The organism is Rhizobium sp. NZLR1 (assembly GCF_017357385.1).
In the GTDB taxonomy this organism is placed as follows: domain Bacteria; phylum Pseudomonadota; class Alphaproteobacteria; order Rhizobiales; family Rhizobiaceae; genus Rhizobium.
In genome coordinates this window covers 90,653-109,681 of record NZ_CP071636.1, presented here as the reverse complement: position 1 = coordinate 109,681, position 19,029 = coordinate 90,653, and the positions used below count along the sequence as shown (strand labels likewise).

Sequence of the window (19,029 nt, the reverse complement as noted above, 5' to 3'; positions counted from 1 at the left end):
GCGCGTCAAGGCAGGAGAGTAGCATCGCGGAGATTTGTGCAGATGACGAGATTGCTGGATGCGCAGGGCCTGGAGATTTCACATGAGGGACATCGCACCCGTCTGAAATGGCACCGGCTGCGCAAACGCTTTGCCGATCCGCTGTTTTCCGCCGAGGTCATGGCGGAGGGATTTGCAGCAGGTGCCTCGATGGAACTCGATTTGCGGGTGCGCGCCGATGGCGGTTTCGTCGTGCTGCACGACGAAGATCTCGAAGGCGAAACGACAGGATATGGGCCGATCGTTGAGAAGAGCCTCGCCGACCTCCGGGATATCAGGATGCAGGAGGGCGGCCGGCCGCTCATCCTGAGCGAGGATCTCGCCGCCATGATGCAATCGACGCATCCGGCCGCACTGCTGCAATTCGACATGAAGGACGATTTCGAAGCGATCGGCGCCGGCGGCATCGAGCATCTTGCCGAGCATTTCCGGGATATCGCCGCCTCGGTGATCGTCAGCGGCGGCAGTCTCGACCTGATCGTCGCGGTCAAGGAGAAGCTTCCGCATCTCTTGCGCGGCATCGATCCGACCGACAAGCTCTACGATATCGGGAACGCCAGCGGCTGGAAGGCTGTCGAGACGGCATTGCGCGCCGATCTGCGCGGCCCGACCGAACCGGACACGGTCTATCTCCACTGGCCGCTGATCCTTGCCGCCGCCAATGGAGGTCTCGATATGATCGCGCTCTGCCAGGACGAAGGCAAACGGGTCGATGCCTGGACCTTTACCTTGAAGGATCCGGCGGCCGGTTTCAGCGAAGAGGAATGGCGGAACTTCCAGGCGCTGATGGCCCTGAAGCCGGACCAGATCACCACCGACGAGGCACCGGCGACCGAACGCGCCTGGCGCCGACGCATGGCGGATTAACCGTTGGGCGTGAGCCCCTCGATGTCGAGGATGAAGGCGAATTCGCCGGCCAGCCCCGGTGAGTGGGCGATGACCGGTCCGCCATCCGCAAGCAGCCTGTCGACCGGCGGCATCGCCACCGTGGCGCCGGCCTCTTCGGCGATCAGCGCGCCGGCGAGCATGTCCCAGGCATTGAGATGGCGTTCGTAATAGAGATCGGCAGCACCCTCGGCGACGCGAACGAGATCGATGGCGGCCGCGCCTGTGCGGCGATAGTCCATGCCGCGTTCGTGGAGCCGCTTGGAGAGCGCAAGATGGTCGTCAAAACTCGTCTTGCGGGAATGGCCGAGAATGACGAGCGCATTGGCGGGATCGGCGGTCGCCGCTGCATGGACAGGAATTCCGTCCTTGAAGGCGCCGCCGCCGCGGACGGCGTGAAAGACCTTGTCCTCGGTGGCATCGTAGACCACGCCGATTTCGACCTTGCCGGCGACGACGAAGGCGATCGAGACGCCCCAATGCCGGAAGCCCCTGATATAGTTGGTCGTGCCGTCGATCGGATCGACGACCCAGGTGCCGGCCTCGCTCGATCGCCCGCCACTCTCTTCGCCCATGAACGTATCGCCCGGAAAGCGTAAGAGCAGCCCATCGCGGATCGCCTGTTCGGCCTTCCTGTCGGCGATGGTGACGAAGTCCTGCAATCCCTTGTTCTCGACGGCCAGCGTGCCGGAGTTCGAGTCGCGCCGAAACCGGGCCGCTTCCCGTCCGACCTCGAGGGCGATGGCGATCGCGACCTCAGCACGGGCGTGGATGGCAGCGGCGTCGAATGCGGAATTCATCAGGCGGTCCTTCTTTTTATCAGTGTCACCGGCGTGAATTCGACACGCGCCGTCAAATCCGGCTCGGCCATCCGGCTGATCAGCAGGTCGACCGTCTGTGCGGCCTGAATGTCGCAGGGTTGGCGGATGGTCGTGAGGTCGTAGGCGGCCCAGCTTGCCTGTGGAATGTCGTCGTGACCGATGATGGAGAGCGGCGGTGCATCATCGCGGCCGCGGCCCTGCATGACACGGTCGAGCACGCCGCAGGCCATGTAGTCATTGGCGCAGAACAAACCGTCGATGCCGGATGCGGCGAGTTCGGCTGCGGCATCATAGCCGCTCTTGTAGTCGTTGACCCTGAGCTGCAGGAACTGCGCCTCGGTGCCGAGCTGCTTGCAGCGCGCAAGGAACGCCTCGCTGCGCCGCCGCGCCGTATAGGATATGGCAGGAGCCGCCATGACGGCGGGCCTCTGCACACCGCAGCCGATCAGATGGCTGGCGGCGAGATGGCCGGCCATGCGATCGTCGGAGATGATGCGGTCGACGAACGGGATGTCGTTGCCCTTGTTGATGAGCACGATCGGCACGCCTTCGGCCGCACATTGCTCGCAGATTTCGCTTGGCGGGGCATCCGAGGTGACGATGACGCCTGAGACGGCGTAGTGCAGCAGTTGGCCAATGACCGTCGACGTATCCGCCTCCTGCGAGGTCGGCAGCAGGATGGGGCGGAAATTGCGGGCGATCAGCACCCTTGCCAGGTTCTCGATCTGCAGCGTGCGGAACGGATTGTCGAGGCCGGCGGCGACGAGGCCGACGAGATCGGAGCGTTTGTTGGTCAGGCTCCGAGCAAGATAGTTCACCCGATAGCCGAGTTCCTTGGCGGCTTCAAACACCTTCTCGCGTGTCTTTGGCGAGACGCTGGCATCGGGCGTGAAGGCGCGCGACACCGCGGCGCGCGAGACACCGGCCACACGCGCCACGTCGAAGGAGGTTACCTTGCGCGGTCCCTTATCCCTGTCTGCCAACTGTTTTTTCCTCAACCGCCGACGGCCGCATCAGATCGGGCAGATCCGTGCAGATGCCGAGAACCGGAAGTTTCATGATGTCATTAAGAATGGTCCGCCGCTCCTCGTGCCAGAGCACGATCTCGCGGCCCGCCTCGAAAGCGCGGTGCATCAGCTCTTCGGTCACCAGATCCTGCGGCCGCTCACCTGCCCTCTCCCAGCAGAGATGCAGGATATCGGCGCCGGCCTCGTCGCCGAGCCCATGTGGATCGTGGCCGACGCGGATCAGTACCGAAAGCGGGAAGTCGCAGGCCGCGTCGCGGAGTTCGCGCACCTGCGCCGTATCGAAGGAGCCGAGGCAGGCAAAACGCTGGTTCATCTCGGCAAGATGCCGCCAGCAGAGCATGCCGGTCCTGGGCGCCTTAAGCTCGACATAGAGACCGGTTCCAGTCTCGCGGCCGAGTGCAGCCACCTCCGAAAAACTCGGCACGTCGACGCCGTCGAGGGCTGCGAGTTCGGCCGCCGTCATTTCGGAAATGCGGCGGTCGATGCCGAAGACACGCTCCAGATGGTCGTCATGCGAGACGACGACGACGCCGTCCCGGGTCAGCTGCGTGTCCAGCTCCCACATCTCAGCGCCGAGTTCGGCGGCGCGGCGGAAGGCAGTGATCGTGTTCTCGCGTTCATGGCCGCTGGCGCCGCGATGGCCAATGCAGAAGGGAAGATGGCCCTTGGCCGTCGGCCAGCCGTGACGGGTGAAAAATGCCTGGAAATCGCGGGTCATCAGAGCCTCCTGCCATGTTCGTCGAAGACGAAGACGCCGCGGCTGTCTATCGCCCAGTGGACATCGTCGCCGACATGGATGTCGCTGCGCACCGGCTGGATCGAGCGCAGCAGCGGCCCGCCGGCAAGCGCCACGTCGTAGAGGTTCTCGCGACCCTGCGTTTCGGCGAAGGTGACCTTGCCGGAGACGGGGACGTCGCCCGCCGGGGTGAAGTGCTCCGGCCGGACGCCGAGCATCAGCTTCGTGCCCTCGGCGGCGCCGACGGAGCCTGGCAATGGCACCCGAATCTGGCTTTCCGGGATTGCGAAGGCGCCCCTGTCCACGACGCCGCGCAGGAAGGTGATCGGCGGATTGCCGAGGAAGCCGGCGACGAAGGCGGTTTTCGGATCATTGTACATCTCGGCCGGCGTGGCGATCTGGACGATCTCGCCTTCCTTCATGATGGCGATGCGGTCGCACATGCTCATCGCTTCCACCTGATCGTGGGTAACGAGAATGGCGGTAATGCCGGTTTCGCGCTGCAGGCGGCGGATTTCCGAGCGCATTTCGAGACGCAGCTTGGCGTCGAGATTGGCAAGTGGCTCGTCGAGCAGCAGCACGTCGGGCTTGCGGATCAGCGCTCGCGCCAGCGCAACACGCTGCTGCTGGCCGCCAGAAAGCTGCGCCGGGCGGCGTTCCATAAGATTGCTGATATGGACGAGCCCGCAAATGCGCTCGACCTCCTTGCGGATTTCGGCAGCGTTGACGGCCTTCACCTTCAGGGGAAAACCGATGTTCTCGGCAACCGTCATGTGCGGATAGAGCGCATAGGACTGGAAGACGACGCCGACATTGCGGGCCTGGCTCGGCAGGTCCGTAACGTCACGGTCGCCGAAGAGGATGCGTCCGCTGGTCGGCCGGTGGATGCCGCAGACCGAAAAAAGTGTCGTCGATTTGCCGCAGCCGGAAGGGCCAAGCAGCGCCAGCATCTCGCCGTTGCCGACTTCGAGTTGCATGTTCTCGATGACCTTGGTGGAGCCGAAGCTCTTCGAAAAATTGTCGAGAAGGATGCGCATCAGCCTTTGCTCCCGCCGCCGTAGATGTTCATGAGATACTTGTTGAAGAGTGCATAAGCGATCAGCACCGGGATGAGATAGAAGAGGCCGACCGCCTTGAACATATTGAAATCGTAATTGTTGTCGTCGGCGAGGAAGCCCGCGAGATAGACCGACAGCACTTGCACCTGATTGCCCGGCGCCAGCACCTGCGGCAGGATGAACTCGCCCCAGCCGGCGAGGAAAGAGAACAGGCCGAGCGCCATGATGCCGGGTTTGACCTGCGGCAGCACGAGGCTGCGCCAGACCCGAAAACGCGAAGCGCCGTCGACGACGCCGGCCATTTCGATTTCCCACGGCACGGTGTCGTAAAAGCCCTTCATCAGCCAGATGCCGAGCGGCAGGTCGATCGCCGCCTTCACCAGGATGACGCCGATCAGTGAGTTATAGAGGCCGATCATCTGCAGCACGATGAAGATGGCGATGATCAGCGTCACCGACGGGAAGGCGTGCAGCACCATGACACCGGCGAGGAAGAAGCCGCGCGCCGGCACATTCAGCCGTGACAGCACATAACCGGCCATCGACGAGATGATGAGCACCAGGCTGGTGGTGCAGGCTGAAAACAGCAGCGTATTCAGCGTCACCTGCCAGATGTTCGCCTTGCCCGCCGTCGTCTGCCACAGGAAGCGCCAGTGATTAAGTGTCAAACCGGAGGGCAGCAAGGCATCCGGCTGTTTCACCGTCACGGTGTCGAGAAACAGATAGACATACATCAGCAGCAGCGGCAGGCTGACGATGGTCAGCGCCGTTATGACAGGCCAACTGCGGTAGTTTGCCGAGGGCTGCGAGCGTTCGGCCATGGTCAATCCTCGATCAGGGGCTTGGCGACAAGCGTGCCGTAGTTGAAGACGCGCAGATAGAGGAGCGACAGCGTCACGCCGATGACGACGAGCACCAGCGCCATGGCCGCGCCCAGCCCGTATTCGAGATTGCCGGCATAATTCCGGAGCGCGGTGTGATAGGCCGCAAGCGCCCATACCTCGGTGGCGTTGCCCGGCCCGCCATTGGTGGCAAGCAGGATTTCATTGAACGACGCCAGCAGCGACAGCGTCTGGTAGCAGGTGACGAAGAGGATCGGCCAGCGCATCTGCGGCAGGATGATGTAGCGGATCTGCTGCCAGCGCGAGGCGCCGTCGACCTCGCTCGCGTAGAACTGGCTCTTCGGAATGGCTTTCATTGCCGAGGAAAACACCAGCATTCCCATCGAAGCGCCGATGAAGCCGTTGATCAACACGACGAAGAACCAGGCATTATAGGCGGTGTCGAGCAGGTAGTTCTTCGGGAGGTAGCCGAACTTGCCCATCAAAATAGAGATGAAGCCGCTGTCCCAGGCGAGCCACTTCCACAGCAGCACGTAGATGACGACGGGCGTGATGCGCGGCAGGAGCCAGATGCCGCGAAAGATCGAGGCAGGCGTCGGCGGCATATAATGTGTCCAGATGGCAAGCAGCAGGGCATAACCGACATTGAAGAGCGTCAGCACCAGCGCGACATAGAGCACGGTATTGAAAAGCACACGCGCCATGTCGGGCGAACTGGCCATGCGTGAGAAATTCTCGGTCGTCCAGGTCCAGCCGGTATAGGTGGTCTTGGCGACGATTTCCTTCTGCTCCGGCGTCAGCTTGAAACCCAGATTGTCCAGCGCTGAAAAGAGCTGCTCCTTGCTGTCGAAGCGGGTGTTGAGGACGGAACGGTTGAACTGTTCGGAGGTCTGCTTGACCTCACGTGTCGAAGGTCGCTCGGCGAGATCCTTGATCATGCGCTCGACATCGCGGCGTGCCGGGAAGACCTCGCCGATATGTTTGGCGCGCAGTTCCGCGACAATTCCCGGCGCCATCCCGAGGCCCTCGACGGCCGTGAGGCCCGCCTCGTCGATTGTGTAGCGCGGTTCGGCCATCTCGGCAGCGATCTCGGGCATCGCCGATTTCAGCGCTATCAGGGAGTTGGGGGCGATCTGGTAGACGCCGCCGGAAATGCCGGTCGCCGTCGTCATGTTGGTCATCGAGAAGACTGCCGTCAGAACCACCGGCATCAGGAAGAACAGGATGATCATGACCGCCGCAGGCGCGATCATCACCAGTCCGAGCGTTCTGGACGATTTCATGGAAGACCTCCTCGCGGAACCGACCGGGCGGCGGGGTTGCTGCCACCCGGAGGCATGTTTCAGCGAATGACGATCTTGTCGCCGAGCGTGCTTTTCAGCTCGCTCTCGGCATCGCCGACGGCGGCGTCGACGGTCTTGGCGCCGGTCCAGGACGCTTCGAGGTTCTTCCACATGATGTTCCAATATTTGCCGAAATCGGAATTGTTCGGCATCGCATTGGCATGCGGGAGCAGGCGCTCGGTGGCTTCGCGGGTCCAGCGGTCGGCCGAGTAGAAGTCGACGGTGGATTCCGACTTGGAGATGCCGAGATGGGCCGATTTGACCGCATGCAGCGCGTTGGTGCGCGGCTCGGAGGCGATCTTGATCAGCTGGGCGGCGATCTCCGTGTCTTCCTTGTCGTGACCTGCGGTCAAGAGGTAGACGAGCGGATGGGTCAGCGTGTTGGCCTTGCCGCCTTCGCCGGCGGGGATCAGCGTGAAGATCACATTGCCGAAGAAGTCCTTGAGGCCTTCCTGGTTGACGAGACGGGCATAGTGCCAGGTGCCGCCGTCCCAGATGCCAGCCTTGCCGGTGGCGACTTCCTTCCACCACTGGTCGCCCGGCATGCCGATATGGTTCTTCTTAGTGACACCTGATTTCACAGCATCGGCGAAGAACTGATAGGTGCGGGTCATCGCGGCCTTGTCGAAAACGAGCTTGCCGCCTTCTTCCATCGTGCCGCCGAAGCTGGTGTAGAACTGCCAGTAGTCAGGTCCGTTGCTAGTGCGGGGATAGAAACCGTAGCCGGGCTGGACGAGGCCCTTGTCCTGCATCTTCTTGGCGTCTTCGAGCAGGTTCTTCATGGTATACTTGCCGTCCTGCACACTCTGCGGCAACGCATCCAGATCGGCGTCGCTGTAGCCGATCGCCTTCATGTAGGGCTTCCAGAAGAACATCGGACGGGACTCGGCATCCTGCGGAATGCCGTAGACGGTGCCGTTGTAAGAGGCGATCTTCAACAGGTTTTCATAGATGTCGCTGAGCGGCCAGGAGTCGAGATCGACGTAATCCTCGATTGGAACGATGAGGCCTGCCTGCGACCAGGGCGCGATGTCTTCATGGCCGCTGACGACGATGTTCGGCGCGGTCTTGGCTTCCGCGGCAAGGGTCAGCGCCTGCTTGAAGTCCTCCCAGGCGGAATAGGGCTTCTTCTCGACGGTGATCTTCAGGTCTTCGCCCTTGAGGGCGGCTTCGCGCTGCAGCTGCTGGGCTGCGATCTCGATGGCGTCGAGGCGATAGACGTCGTTAGGGCCGGTGCCGCCAGCCCAGACGCTAATGTGAACGTCCTTGGCGAGCGCAATTGCAGAGCTCGAGGCCAGGATGGCGGCCGCGACGGCAAGGGATTTCAGTGTCGGCAAGATGGTCATTTTCTTCGTCTCCCTAGAAGAGCAGTGTGAAGCCTCTTGGCGGGTCAGCACTGCTGATGATGGCCGCTCCGAAACCCCACGAAAACGTGACGATGTCCGCTCTAAGGCTTCGATGTAACGGCCGAATGACAAAATTGAGCACGTGTGCAAAATTATTATGACGATGTCTGGGCGACTTGCAAGCGGCGGTTTTCGGCCTGTGCCTTTTGCACCGCAAATTGCGCTTTTCCTCCTGCAGCGCCGCGCTCTTCGAGACGCGCAAGGGACGCTGCAGCACTTTCGATCCGCGCATCGTGCTTTCCGAAAATCGGTTCCGATTTCCGGGCCGATGCGCTAGCATCCGGCCATGAGCCTTGAATCCGTCCGCGCTTTCCTGCGTGCGCATGCACCCGATATCGACATCATCGAAACCGCCGAGAGCTCCTCGACGGTAGCGCTTGCCGCTGAAGCCCATGGCGTCGAGCCCGCCCAGATCGCCAAGACGATCTGCCTGCGCGTCGGCGAGCAGATGATGCTGGTCGTTGCCGGCGGCACGGCAAGGCTCGACAATCGCAAATTCAAGGACACGTTCGGAGCCAAGGGACGCATGCTCGACGCCGAAGAGGTGGTGGCGGTCACCAGCCATCCGGTCGGCGCCGTCTGCCCCTTCGGCCTGCCCTCGCCGCTGCCCATCTATTGCGATATCTCGCTGAAACGCTTCGATGAAGTGGTGCCCGCGGCCGGCTCGACGAATTCGGCCGTGCGCATCGAGACCGGGCGGCTGGCCGAGCTGACCGGCGCCAGCTGGGTCGATGTCTGCCAGTAAGGCGGTGAAAAAACTTCAAACCTGCGAAAGAGTACCTATATTCTATCCTGACATGCCGTGACTGCGCATGACAGGAGATCAGGAATGCCGAGTGCCATTTCGCGTTTTGCCAAGTTCGCGGCAATTGCCGCTCTGACGAGCGCAACCGTTTTTGCTTCCCTTGACGATGCAGAAGCGCGCCGGGCCGGCAGCGGCGGTTTCGGAAGCCGCGGTACCCGCACCTTCCAGGCTCCACCTGTCACCCAAACCGCGCCCGCCCCCGTCGCGCCGATCGAACGATCGATGACGCCGCGTCCGCAGACGACGGCACCTGCGACCGCGCAGCAGCCCTTCGGCGCCCAACGCCCCGGTCTCTTCGGCGGCTTTGGCCGTTCGATGATCGGCGGCCTGATTGCCGGCGGCCTCCTCGGCATGCTGCTCGGTCACGGTTTCGGCGGCGGCTTCGGCTTCCTCGGCATGCTTCTGCAGATCGCGCTGATCGGCGGCGCCATCGTGCTCGCCATGCGTTATTTCGCTAACCGCCGCCAGCCTTCCTACGGTGCCGGTGGCCAAAGCGGCTCCTTTAGCCAGTCCTATGGCATGTCGCCAGCACGCAACTCGTCCTTCCAGGTCCCGACGATTGGCTCGGCTGCCGGTTCAGGTTCGTCCTCGCGCGGCAACCGCCCGAGCGACGAGATCGGGCTCGCGCAGGCCGATCTCGACCAGTTCGAGGAATTGCTGACCGACGTTCAGACCGCTTACGGTGCCGAAGACTACGGTACGTTGCGCAAGCTGACGACGCCTGAGGCAATGTCCTATCTTGCCGAGGAGCTCGGCGAAAACGCCACCAACGGCGTGCGTAACCGGGTCTCCGACGTCAAGCTGCTGCAGGGTGATATCGCCGAGGCCTGGCGCGAAGATGGCGGGGAATATGCGACTCTCGCCATGCGTTACTCCTCGATCGATGCCATGGTCGAACGCGACAGCGGCCGCGTCGTTTCCGGCGACGATCGCCGCCCGAGCGAAAGCACTGAGGTCTGGACCTTCGTGCGCAAGCCCGGCGCAGACTGGAAGCTCGCCGCGATCCAGGGAAGTGAGCAGCGCGCCGCCTGAGGTGGCGCCTCTCCTGGCTTAATTCACCGCGACCGGTTTAGAACGCATGCGCGAAACCGTTTCGCGTTCCGCCCGCTTGCAGCGCATCGGCGGTAGGCCGCGATCCATCAGGTCCATGTCTTCGAGTACCATGTCGCCCATCTTCTTGAAGGCGCTGTCGAGCGCTCCGGCCCGGTGCGCCGAGCGGATGAAGCCTTTCAGGCTCCGCACCGGATGATCGGGCGGCAGCGGCTCTTGCGGATAGACGTCGCTTGCCGCGACGATTTGGCCTGACGAGACGGCCGCCATCAACGCTTCGAAATCGACGACGTCGGCGCGGCTGAGCAGGATGAAGGCCGCGCCCCTGCGCATGCTGGCGAAGGCCTCGGTGCCGAGAAATCCCTTGTTTTCGCTGGTGACGGCGGCGACGACGAAGACGAAATCGCTCTTTGTCAGAACATCGTCCAGGCTTGCCGGCTCGACTCCGTTTTCCTCGAGGATCGAGCGGGGCAGCCAGGGATCGAACACCCTGACGCGCGTCCTGAAGCCGGACAGCAGCCGGCGCAGCGCCTTGCCGAGATCGCCGAAGCCGACGATGCCGATCTCGGAACCGGCGATCAGCCGGGCGCTCGCATTGCCCTCCCCTCCCCAGAGTTCGAAGCCCTGGCGGAAAGCGACATCCGCATCGACGATGCCGCGCGCTAAGGCCAGCGCGAAGCCGAGACCGATTTCGGCGACCGGCTCGGCAAAAACCAGGCCTGTCGTCACGACATGAATGCCGCGCTCAAAAAGCACCTCATAGGGCATGTTGTTGAGAAGATTGCTTTCGACGTTGAGGATCGAGCGCAGGGCCGGCATTCTGGCCAGCGTTTCCGCCGAAAGCGGCGGCTGGCCGATGATATAACGTGTCCTGGCGAGGATCTCGTCACCGAGCCCGGCGATATTCTCGGGATCGGCCTCGACGATTTCGTATTTCGCATGCAGTTCGGCGCGCGCCTTGTCGTTGAAGATCAGATCGAGCGTGCGTGGCTCGGGCGCGCTGATCGCCAGCGGCCGTTCGATATTCGTCATGGGCGTCTCCTCCATTGCGGGCCATTTGCGCCGTCTCCGCCGATGATTGATAGCCCCTGTGCGGGGCGGTTTCCAGGTGGATCTTGGGTTAACGGGAGAAGCTATCGAAAACGGCATTTGCCTATCAGATAAGCAATTGAATTGCCTTGCTATTTCATGGCATTTTCGTTGACGGCACGAATTCTTTGAACTAGCGTGATGCGCGCGACATGGAGCCGTGCCTGTGTTTGGCGGTGGCAGGATATTCGAAAACTCACGAGGGAATGAGCCATGAAATCAGCACTCAAGAGCGGCCTGCTTGCCTTGGCTGCCGCCGCGCTTCCAGCCGTCGCCTATGCACATACCGCTGTTGGTCAGACGTCCGGTTTTATCCATGGCTTCAGTCATCCGGTTTCCGGTCTCGATCATATCCTTGCCATGGTGATGGTCGGCGTTTTCGCATTTCAGCTCGGTGGTCGCGCCATCTGGCTGGTGCCGACGACCTTCGTTCTGGTGATGGCGTTCGGCGGTGCCCTCGGCGTTGCCGGCGTCAATGTTCCCTTCGTTGAGACCGGCATCGCGCTTTCTGTCGTCGTCCTCGGCGCCATCGTTGCCCTCAACGTCAAGGCTCCGACTGCGGTTGCGATGGGTGTCGTCGGTCTCTTCGCGATCTTCCACGGCCACGCCCACGGCGCGGAAATGCCGGAGAATGCCGCCGGTGCCGCTTATGCCGCCGGTTTCATGATGGCGACCGCATTGCTGCATGTCGGCGGCCTCGCCCTTGGTTACGTCATCGGCCGCGCCGGCGAACGTCAGGGCGTCTTCGTCACGCGTGCGGCTGGTGGTATTGCAGCGATATCCGGCGTCGGCATTCTGGCCGGCTTGATCTGAGCCTGACGGCACTCCAGCCGCCTCCACACGTCACCGTCCAATGAGAACGCCCGGCATGCGCAACGCAATGCCGGGCGTTTCTGCATTATTGCTGCAAAGTGCGGCGGACTTGACCCAAATCAAATCCAGCCACGCCGCGTCAGGCTATATCTGACGCACGATCAACGAACGGACGTCCAAATTGACGCAGGGCCGCCTTGTCGGTTGTCGGCGAGGTGCGAAAGTCAGTATAGTGATTTCAGAAATTTCTGAAATCACAGACGCAACGGAAACAACGATGAACCTGCCGCCTCTTGTCCAGTCCTTCGTTCTCCACTTCGGCGAAATGGGCTCCCGCTGGGGAATCAACCGCACAGTCGGCCAGATCTACGCGCTGCTCTTCGTTTCCCCCGCATCGCTCTGCGCCGAGGAGATCGCCGACTCACTCGGCATTTCGCGCTCCAACGTGTCGATGAGCCTCCGCGAACTGCAGGCCTGGAACCTCGTTATCCTCAAACACAAGCCAGACGATCGCCGCGATTTCTTCACCACGCCCGACGATGTCTGGCTCATATTGCGGACGCTCGCCGAGGAGCGAAAGAAACGCGAAGTCGATCCGACGCTGTCGGTTCTGCGGGAGATCCTGATGCAGCGGCCGGCCAGCGAGGCCGAACGGCATGCGCAGTCGCGGATGAGCGAGATGCACACGCTGATCGAGCAGCTGACGCATTGGTATGAAGATGTAAAACAACTTGAAACCGAAAGGCTCGCAACGCTACTCTCGCTGGGCGCGAAAGTGACAAAGTTTCTGGAGGCCAAGGACCGGGTCGTTTCGCTCGGCCGCAGCCGCCGGCCGAATCCTGCGAACAAGAGTTAGCGCCATGAGCACCGCTTTCTTCGACGCGACGGACAGGGGAGAGACCGAACCGGTGCCGAACGGCGATACCGTCTCGTCCATCACCGGCCCGAATGACGCGAAAAACGGGCTGCGCAGAGCAGCGATGCTGCAGGCATTGGCGGCCGCGACCTGGATTCCTCAGGCCGGGCTGCTGGCAGTCTCGGTCGGGCGCATCGCCGATGGCGGCGCATTGCAGGACGTCCTCTGGCCAGCCTTGGGTATCCTCTTGCTCGGATTTGCAAGGAGCTGCCTCGACGCGGCCGGCGGCCGCCTAGCCTTTCATGTCGCGCGCGCTGAGCTCAGCCGCAGGCGGCGGGCCGCCGCTGCGGCACTCTCGATATCATCGCCGATCGATCGCGGCAGGCCGGCGTCAGGCAAAGCCGCAAGCGTGCTTGGCGAGCAGGCCGAACTCATCGTGCCCTATCTCGCCCGGTTCCAGCCGGCGCGTATAAAGGCGAGCCTTGTGCCGCTCATAATTCTTGCCGTCCTCTTTCCGGTCTCCTGGATCGCCGCGCTGGTTTTGCTGTTTGCCGCGCCGCTGATCCCGATCTTCATGGCATTGATCGGCTGGCGCGCCCAGGCGGCCAGCGAAAGACAACTCGTTGCGACCGGTGGCCTCAACGGTTTCCTGCTCGATCGGCTGCGTGGATTGGCGACGATCCGTGGGCTCGATGCGGTTGAGGCAACGGCGCTGCGGCTGCGCCGGGAGGCGCAATCGCTGCGCGTGTGCACCATGGCGGTGCTGAAGATCGCCTTCCTCTCCTCGGCCGTGCTCGAACTTTTCGCCGCGCTCGGCGTGGCGATGATTGCCGTCTATGTCGGCTTCAGCCTGCTCGGCGAAATCCGCTTCGGCACTTGGGTCGGCCGGCTCGACCTGACCGAGGGCCTGTTCATCCTGCTGTTGGCGCCGGCCTTCTTCGAGCCGCTGCGTGAACTCTCGGCAGTCTGGCACGATCGGGCGGCCGGCGAAGCAGCGCTGAAGACGCTGGACGGTCTGACTGCCGGCGGCCCGTCTATTCGAGGAGCAGCCGAAATCGCGTCAGCGGTACCTGTCGTCGCCGAAGCATCGGCCATTCGACTTGAAAATCTCGCCTTTCGCTATGGCGCCGACGAACCGTTGATCCTCGGCGATTTCAACCTCGATATCGCCGCCGGCGAACATCTGGCGCTTCTCGGGGCCAGCGGTTCCGGCAAATCGACGCTGCTTTCGCTGATGGCGGGGCTGGCGCCCTGCACCGGCGGCCGCATCGTCATCGGCCGCCTCGAGCTTGCGGATGATACCGCCGCGCTCTTGCGCGGCGGCATGGCGTGGATCGGCCAGAAGCCGCATATCTTTGCCGGCACCATTGCGGGGAATATCGCGCTTGGCAGACCCGGCGTGCTGCGCGGCGATGTTGCCGATGCACTTGACGCAGCGAGACTCGGGAAAGTGGCCGAAGCCTATGGCAGCCGGCCGCTCGGCGAGGGCGGGATCGGGCTTTCCGGCGGCGAGGCACTGCGGCTTGCGATCGCGCGTGCGGCCTGCAATCCGCATCTGAGGATCATCCTTGCCGACGAGCCGACCGCGCATCTCGATGCCGCGACCGCCGCGGAGATCACCGAGAGCCTGCTTTCGCTCGCTAACGGTCGCACTTTGATCGTTGCCACCCATGATCCGCTGCTTGCCGCACGCATGCATCGCATCATGCGCATCGACGCCGATATCATGATGAGGGAGGCCGCCGAATGAGCACATCTGCTGCAGACCTCAAACCGGTCCTGCGTCTGTTTTTTGCCGAGCGCCGGCGCGCGCTGCTGCTCGGCGCCGCACTTTCGGCGACGACGGTCACAGCCGGCATCGGCCTGCTCGGCCTATCCGGCTGGTTCATCACCGCCACGTCGCTTGCCGGCCTTTCCGCCGCCGCCATCACCTTCGACGTCTTTGCGCCGTCGGCGGGAATCCGGCTTCTTGCCATTGTCCGCACGGCAGCACGTTACGGTGAAAGGCTTGCGACCCATGACGCGACGCTCGGCGTGCTCGCCGCTCTTCGCGAAAGGCTGTTTCGTGGCTTCGCCGAACCGGGTGCGGCGCGCGCTCTTTTGCATCGTCCTGCAAGGCTGCTCTTCCGGCTGACGGCCGATATCGATGCGCTCGACTCCCTGTATCTCCGCATTCTCGTGCCGGCCGCGGTGGCGATCGGCGCTACCCTTGCGGCAAGCCTCGTGCTGGGGCTGATGCATCCATTGTTCGGCCTGTGCTTCGGCCTTTTTCTCGCAGGTGCCGGCCTCGGCCTGCCTTTGATCGCCGGCCGCGCGGCGCGCAAACATGCCCGCCGGCGTGCCCATGGCATCGAGGCGCTGCGGTCGCGGACAATCGATCTCGTCGCCGGTCAGACCGATATCCTGATGGCCGGCCGGCTTGGCGCGCAGAGAGAGGCAATCGCTGCCGCCGACCATCACTCCGCCTGCGCCGACGACCGACTGAACCGCATCGAGACCGGCCTGACATTTGGCTTCGGCCTTGTCTCCACCCTTCTGTTGACGGGATCGCTGCTCGCCGTCGCCGCACTTGCGGAAACGAAGGTGATTACCGCGCCTGTCGCCGCACTTGGGCTGCTCGTCGCCTTCGCGGCAGTCGAACCCTTTACGGCGTTGCGCCGCGGTGCTCTGGAACTTGGGCGGACGTTGCTGGCGGCAAGGCGCATTGTGCCGCGGCTGACCGCCACGGCGGCTCCCGAACCATTGGCGCCGCCACTGCCGGGATACGCCTTTTCGCTGGCTGACGTGTCCGCCTTCCATGAAAACTCCGCCGTACCGGTTCTCGAGGGTATAGGACTTGTGCTTCGACAGGGCGAACACCTTGCCGTCGTCGGCAGCAGCGGCGCCGGCAAGTCGAGCCTGCTCGCTCTGCTCTCCGGTGAATTGCCGGCGAAGACGGGAAGCGTCGCCGCGATGACGACGACGCTGCTGACCCAACGGACGGAACTCTTCGAGGACAGCCTGCGCGGCAATCTCACCCTTGCGAACCCGGAAGCAGGCGAGGCCCGTCTTCTGGATGTGCTCGCCGCGGCCGGTCTGCTTGCCGATGTTGAGGCCATGCCGCGAGGGATCGATACGTCACTTGGCGAAGGCGGTCTCGGCCTTTCCGGCGGCCAGTCGCGTCGCTTGGCGCTTGCCCGGCTCTTCCTGCGCGACACGCCGCTGTGGCTGCTCGACGAGCCGACTGAAGGCCTCGACGGCGCCACCGCCCGAGATGTCCTCCAACGTCTCTCGGCAATGGCGGCAGGCCGCTCGCTAGTGATCGCCACGCATATCCGCCGTGAGGCTGTTATCGCGGACCGCATCGCCGTCATCGAAGGCGGCCGCATCCTAGAGGTTTCGCGCCGTGGAGAGGCGGCGTTCGAAAAGGCGCTCGACCGGCTTCGGCCGGACTGAGCAAATCGCATGCCCTCAGGCGCCGACCGGCGCTGAGGAACGCTCCGTACCCCGTGGGACCGTGGGAGAAAGACAAATGGAACTAGATATCGTTGCGCTATCGCGCTTTCAATTCGCACTGACGGCGCTTTACCACTTCCTGTTCGTGCCGCTGACGCTCGGCCTGTCCGTACTCTTGGCGATCATGGAAACCGTCTATGTCATGACCGGCCGCCAGATCTGGCGGCAGATGACGAAATTCTGGGGCACGCTGTTTGGCATCAATTTCGTGATCGGCGTCGCCACCGGCATCGTCATGGAATTCCAGTTCGGCATGAACTGGAGCTATTACAGCTATTATGTCGGCGACATCTTTGGCGCGCCGCTGGCAATCGAAGGCCTGATGGCCTTCTTTCTCGAGGCGACTTTCGTCGGCCTGTTCTTCTTCGGCTGGGACAAGCTGTCGAAGGTCGGCCATCTCGTCGCCACCTGGGCGGTGGCGCTCGGCTCGAACTTCTCGGCCCTCTGGATCCTCATTGCCAATGGCTGGATGCAGAATCCAGTGGGATCGGCGCTCAATCCGCAGACGATGCGCATGGAAATCACAAGCTTCTTCGACGTGGTCTTCAATCCGGTCGCCCAGGCGAAATTCGTCCATACGGTATCGGCAGGTTATGTCTGCGCCTCGATCTTCGTACTCGGCGTCTCGGCCTGGTATGTGCTCAAGGGCCGGCATATCGAACTTGCCAAGCGCTCGATGACGGTCGCCGCCTCCTTCGGCCTCGCCTCGGCGCTCTCCGTCGTCGTGCTCGGCGACGAGAGCGGTTATCTTGCCACCGAAAACCAGAAGATGAAGCTTGCCGCGATCGAGGGCATGTGGAAGACGGAGCCCGCTCCGGCTGCCTTCACCGCCTTCGGCTTCCCGGATCAGGAAGCGCGCGAGACGCATTTCGCCGTGCACATCCCCTGGGTCATGGGGCTGATCGGCACACGGTCGTTGACAACAGAGATCCCGGGCATCGACAAGCTCGAACAGCAGGCCGAAACTCGCATCCGCGATGGCATCAAAGCTTACGATGCACTGACGCAGATCCGTGCCGCGCCAGCGCAGGATCAGGTGGCGCAGGAGGTGCGTAGTTCCTTCGAGGATCTCGGCCATGATCTCGGTTACGGGCTTCTTTTGAAGCGCTATGTCGACGATCCGCGCCAGGCGACCGACGAGCAGATCGCTCAGGCCGCGCGGGACACGATCCCGCACGTGCCGACGCTCTTCTGGTCCTTCCGTATCATGGTCGGCCTCGGCATGTTCTTCATCCTCTTGACCGCCACCTTCTTCTGGCTGTCGGCGCGCCGCCATCTCGACAAATATCCACTGCTTCTGCGGATTGCCGTGCTGGCGATCCCCCTGCCCTTTGTCGCTATCGAACTCGGCTGGGTCGTCGCCGAATTCGGCCGTCAGCCATGGGTGATCGAAGGCGTGCTGCCGACGGCTGCCGCCGTCTCCAGCCTTGGTGCCGGCACCGTGCTTCTGACCATTATCGGTTTTGGCGCACTTTATACGGTGCTGATCGTCATCGAGATGAGCCTGATGATCAAGGCGATCAAGCAAGGGCCGGAGCCGGACGACGAGCCGGAAGCCGTGCTGATTTCCGAAACCCTCGTCCCGGCCGCGGAGTGACCGCCATGATCCTTCACGAACTCCTCGATTACGACACCCTGCGTCTCATCTGGTGGGTGCTGCTCGGCGTGCTGCTGATCGCCTTTGCGACGACGGGCGGCTTCGATCTCGGCGTCGGCACGCTTCTGCCTTTCGTCGCCCGGACCGATACGGAACGGCGCGTGGCGATCAACACCATCGGCGCCACCTGGGAAGGCAATCAGGTCTGGCTGATCCTCGCCGGCGGCGCCATCTTCGCCGCCTGGCCGCCGCTTTATGCGGTTTCCTTCTCGGGCTTTTATCTGGCGATGTTCGCGATCCTCTTCGCGCTCATCCTACGCCCCGTCGGATTCAAATACCGGTCGAAGCGCGAAAGCGCCAATTGGCGCACCGGCTGGGACTGGGCGCTCTTCATCGGAGGCTTCGTGCCGTCGCTGATCTTCGGCGTTGCTGTCGGCAATGTGCTGCAGGGCGTGCCCTTCCGCTTTGCCGACGACATGCGGATCTTCTACGAAGGCTCGTTCTTTGCTCTGCTCAACCCCTATGCGCTGCTCTGCGGCCTGCTTTCCCTAGCCATGCTGACGATGCATGGCGCAGCTTGGCTGGTACTGAAGGCAAGTGGCCCGGTTGCCGAGCGTGCCAGAGGTTATGGCAGCATCGCCGCCCTTGCCGCCATCGTGCTTTTCGCGCTTGGCGGCCTCTTCCTGTGGATCGGCGTTGGCGGTTACCGCATCACCAGCGATATCAGCACCATCGGGCCTTCCAATCCGCTCTTGAAGACCGTGTCGCTGGAGAAAGGCGCGTGGCTTGCCAATTACAGCGCCCATTCGTGGATGATCGCGGCACCCGTCCTCGGCTTTGCGGGCGCGGCTCTGGCCTTCATTGCCATGCGGGCAAGGCGCGAGGTAATGACGCTGCTCTTCAGCAAGGTGGCGATCTTCGGCATCATCTCGACGGTTGGCCTCTCGATGTTCCCGTTCATCCTGCCCTCCTCGCTCGATCCGCGATCGAGCCTGACGGTCTGGGATGCATCCTCCAGCCATATGACGCTGTTCATAATGCTGGTGGTGTCGGCGATCTTCCTGCCGATCATTTTTGCCTACACGGCCTGGGTCTACAAAGTTCTATGGGGCAAGGTCGACGAGAAATCCGTCACCGACAAAAACAGCCACGCTTACTAAGGGAGA

Annotated in this window: 17 protein-coding genes; 9 read left to right on the top strand and 8 right to left on the bottom strand. The window is 62.8% G+C overall.

Annotated features, from left to right (window positions below; genetic code table 11):
* Positions 1-42 precede the first annotated feature (42 nt).
* On the top strand, positions 43-906 hold the full coding sequence (locus J3O30_RS31060; protein ID WP_207585890.1) for a glycerophosphodiester phosphodiesterase family protein: 864 nt from the start codon (positions 43-45) through the stop codon (positions 904-906).
* Here the strand turns inward: J3O30_RS31060 and J3O30_RS31055 are convergent.
* Genes J3O30_RS31055 through J3O30_RS31025 form a run of 7 tightly spaced genes read right to left on the bottom strand, consistent with a single transcriptional unit; the run spans position 903 to position 8,098 of the window.
* Positions 903-1,724 carry an inositol monophosphatase family protein gene (locus J3O30_RS31055; protein ID WP_207585889.1) on the bottom strand — a complete coding sequence of 274 codons (822 nt, stop codon included), beginning with the start codon at positions 1,722-1,724 and terminating at the stop codon, positions 903-905. The genes J3O30_RS31060 and J3O30_RS31055 overlap by 4 nt on opposite strands.
* A complete protein-coding gene (locus J3O30_RS31050; protein WP_207585888.1) occupies positions 1,724-2,728 on the bottom strand; it encodes a LacI family DNA-binding transcriptional regulator in 1,005 nt (334 codons plus the stop codon). Before J3O30_RS31050 ends, J3O30_RS31055 begins: the two co-directional genes overlap by 1 nt.
* A complete protein-coding gene (locus J3O30_RS31045) occupies positions 2,712-3,491 on the bottom strand; it encodes a glycerophosphodiester phosphodiesterase (RefSeq protein WP_207585887.1) in 780 nt (259 codons plus the stop codon). Before J3O30_RS31045 ends, J3O30_RS31050 begins: the two co-directional genes overlap by 17 nt.
* Positions 3,491-4,546, bottom strand: coding sequence for an ABC transporter ATP-binding protein (locus J3O30_RS31040; RefSeq protein ID WP_207585886.1), 1,056 nt, complete (start codon positions 4,544-4,546; stop codon positions 3,491-3,493). The genes J3O30_RS31045 and J3O30_RS31040 overlap by 1 nt, the downstream gene beginning before the upstream one ends.
* Positions 4,546-5,388 (bottom strand): carbohydrate ABC transporter permease, encoded by an 843-nt coding sequence (locus J3O30_RS31035; RefSeq protein WP_207585885.1) that lies wholly within the window; start codon positions 5,386-5,388, stop codon positions 4,546-4,548. The genes J3O30_RS31040 and J3O30_RS31035 overlap by 1 nt, the downstream gene beginning before the upstream one ends.
* A gap of 2 nt (positions 5,389-5,390) precedes the next feature.
* Positions 5,391-6,692 carry a sugar ABC transporter permease gene (locus J3O30_RS31030; protein WP_207585884.1) on the bottom strand — a complete coding sequence of 434 codons (1,302 nt, stop codon included), beginning with the start codon at positions 6,690-6,692 and terminating at the stop codon, positions 5,391-5,393.
* Between the two features lie 59 nt (positions 6,693-6,751).
* Positions 6,752-8,098 (bottom strand): extracellular solute-binding protein, encoded by a 1,347-nt coding sequence (locus tag J3O30_RS31025; RefSeq protein ID WP_207585883.1) that lies wholly within the window; start codon positions 8,096-8,098, stop codon positions 6,752-6,754.
* 346 nt (positions 8,099-8,444) lie between these two features.
* Between J3O30_RS31025 and J3O30_RS31020 the strand changes: the two genes are divergently transcribed.
* Both J3O30_RS31020 and J3O30_RS31015 read left to right on the top strand, forming a co-directional pair.
* Positions 8,445-8,903 carry a YbaK/EbsC family protein gene (locus J3O30_RS31020; RefSeq protein ID WP_207585882.1) on the top strand — a complete coding sequence of 153 codons (459 nt, stop codon included), beginning with the start codon at positions 8,445-8,447 and terminating at the stop codon, positions 8,901-8,903.
* A gap of 84 nt (positions 8,904-8,987) precedes the next feature.
* Positions 8,988-9,995, top strand: coding sequence for a Tim44 domain-containing protein (locus J3O30_RS31015; RefSeq protein ID WP_207585881.1), 1,008 nt, complete (start codon positions 8,988-8,990; stop codon positions 9,993-9,995).
* Positions 9,996-10,013: 18 nt separating this feature from the next.
* On the opposite strand, the gene J3O30_RS31010 is transcribed toward J3O30_RS31015, so the two are convergent.
* Positions 10,014-11,045, bottom strand: a complete 1,032-nt coding sequence (locus J3O30_RS31010; protein ID WP_207585880.1) for a hydroxyacid dehydrogenase — start codon at positions 11,043-11,045, stop codon at positions 10,014-10,016.
* 270 nt (positions 11,046-11,315) lie between these two features.
* Here J3O30_RS31010 and J3O30_RS31005 point away from each other — a divergent pair, with 270 nt between their 5' ends.
* The 6 genes from J3O30_RS31005 (at position 11,316) to cydB (ending at position 19,023) form a co-directional block, all read left to right on the top strand.
* Positions 11,316-11,915, top strand: a complete 600-nt coding sequence (locus tag J3O30_RS31005) for a HupE/UreJ family protein (protein ID WP_207585879.1) — start codon at positions 11,316-11,318, stop codon at positions 11,913-11,915.
* A 277-nt stretch (positions 11,916-12,192) separates the two neighbouring features.
* Entirely contained in the window at positions 12,193-12,771 is a 579-nt protein-coding gene (locus J3O30_RS31000) for a GbsR/MarR family transcriptional regulator (RefSeq protein WP_207585878.1), read from the top strand.
* A 4-nt stretch (positions 12,772-12,775) separates the two neighbouring features.
* The gene (gene cydD, locus J3O30_RS30995) at positions 12,776-14,521 is read left to right on the top strand and encodes a thiol reductant ABC exporter subunit CydD (RefSeq protein WP_207585877.1); all 1,746 of its coding nucleotides are present in this window, start codon (positions 12,776-12,778) and stop codon (positions 14,519-14,521) included.
* Positions 14,518-16,206, top strand: a complete 1,689-nt coding sequence (locus J3O30_RS30990) for an amino acid ABC transporter ATP-binding/permease protein (protein ID WP_207585876.1) — start codon at positions 14,518-14,520, stop codon at positions 16,204-16,206. Before cydD ends, J3O30_RS30990 begins: the two co-directional genes overlap by 4 nt.
* Positions 16,207-16,282: 76 nt before the next feature.
* Positions 16,283-17,863, top strand: coding sequence for a cytochrome ubiquinol oxidase subunit I (locus J3O30_RS30985; RefSeq protein WP_207585875.1), 1,581 nt, complete (start codon positions 16,283-16,285; stop codon positions 17,861-17,863).
* A gap of 5 nt (positions 17,864-17,868) precedes the next feature.
* Positions 17,869-19,023 (top strand): cytochrome d ubiquinol oxidase subunit II, encoded by a 1,155-nt coding sequence (gene cydB, locus J3O30_RS30980; protein WP_207585874.1) that lies wholly within the window; start codon positions 17,869-17,871, stop codon positions 19,021-19,023.
* Positions 19,024-19,029 lie beyond the last annotated feature (6 nt).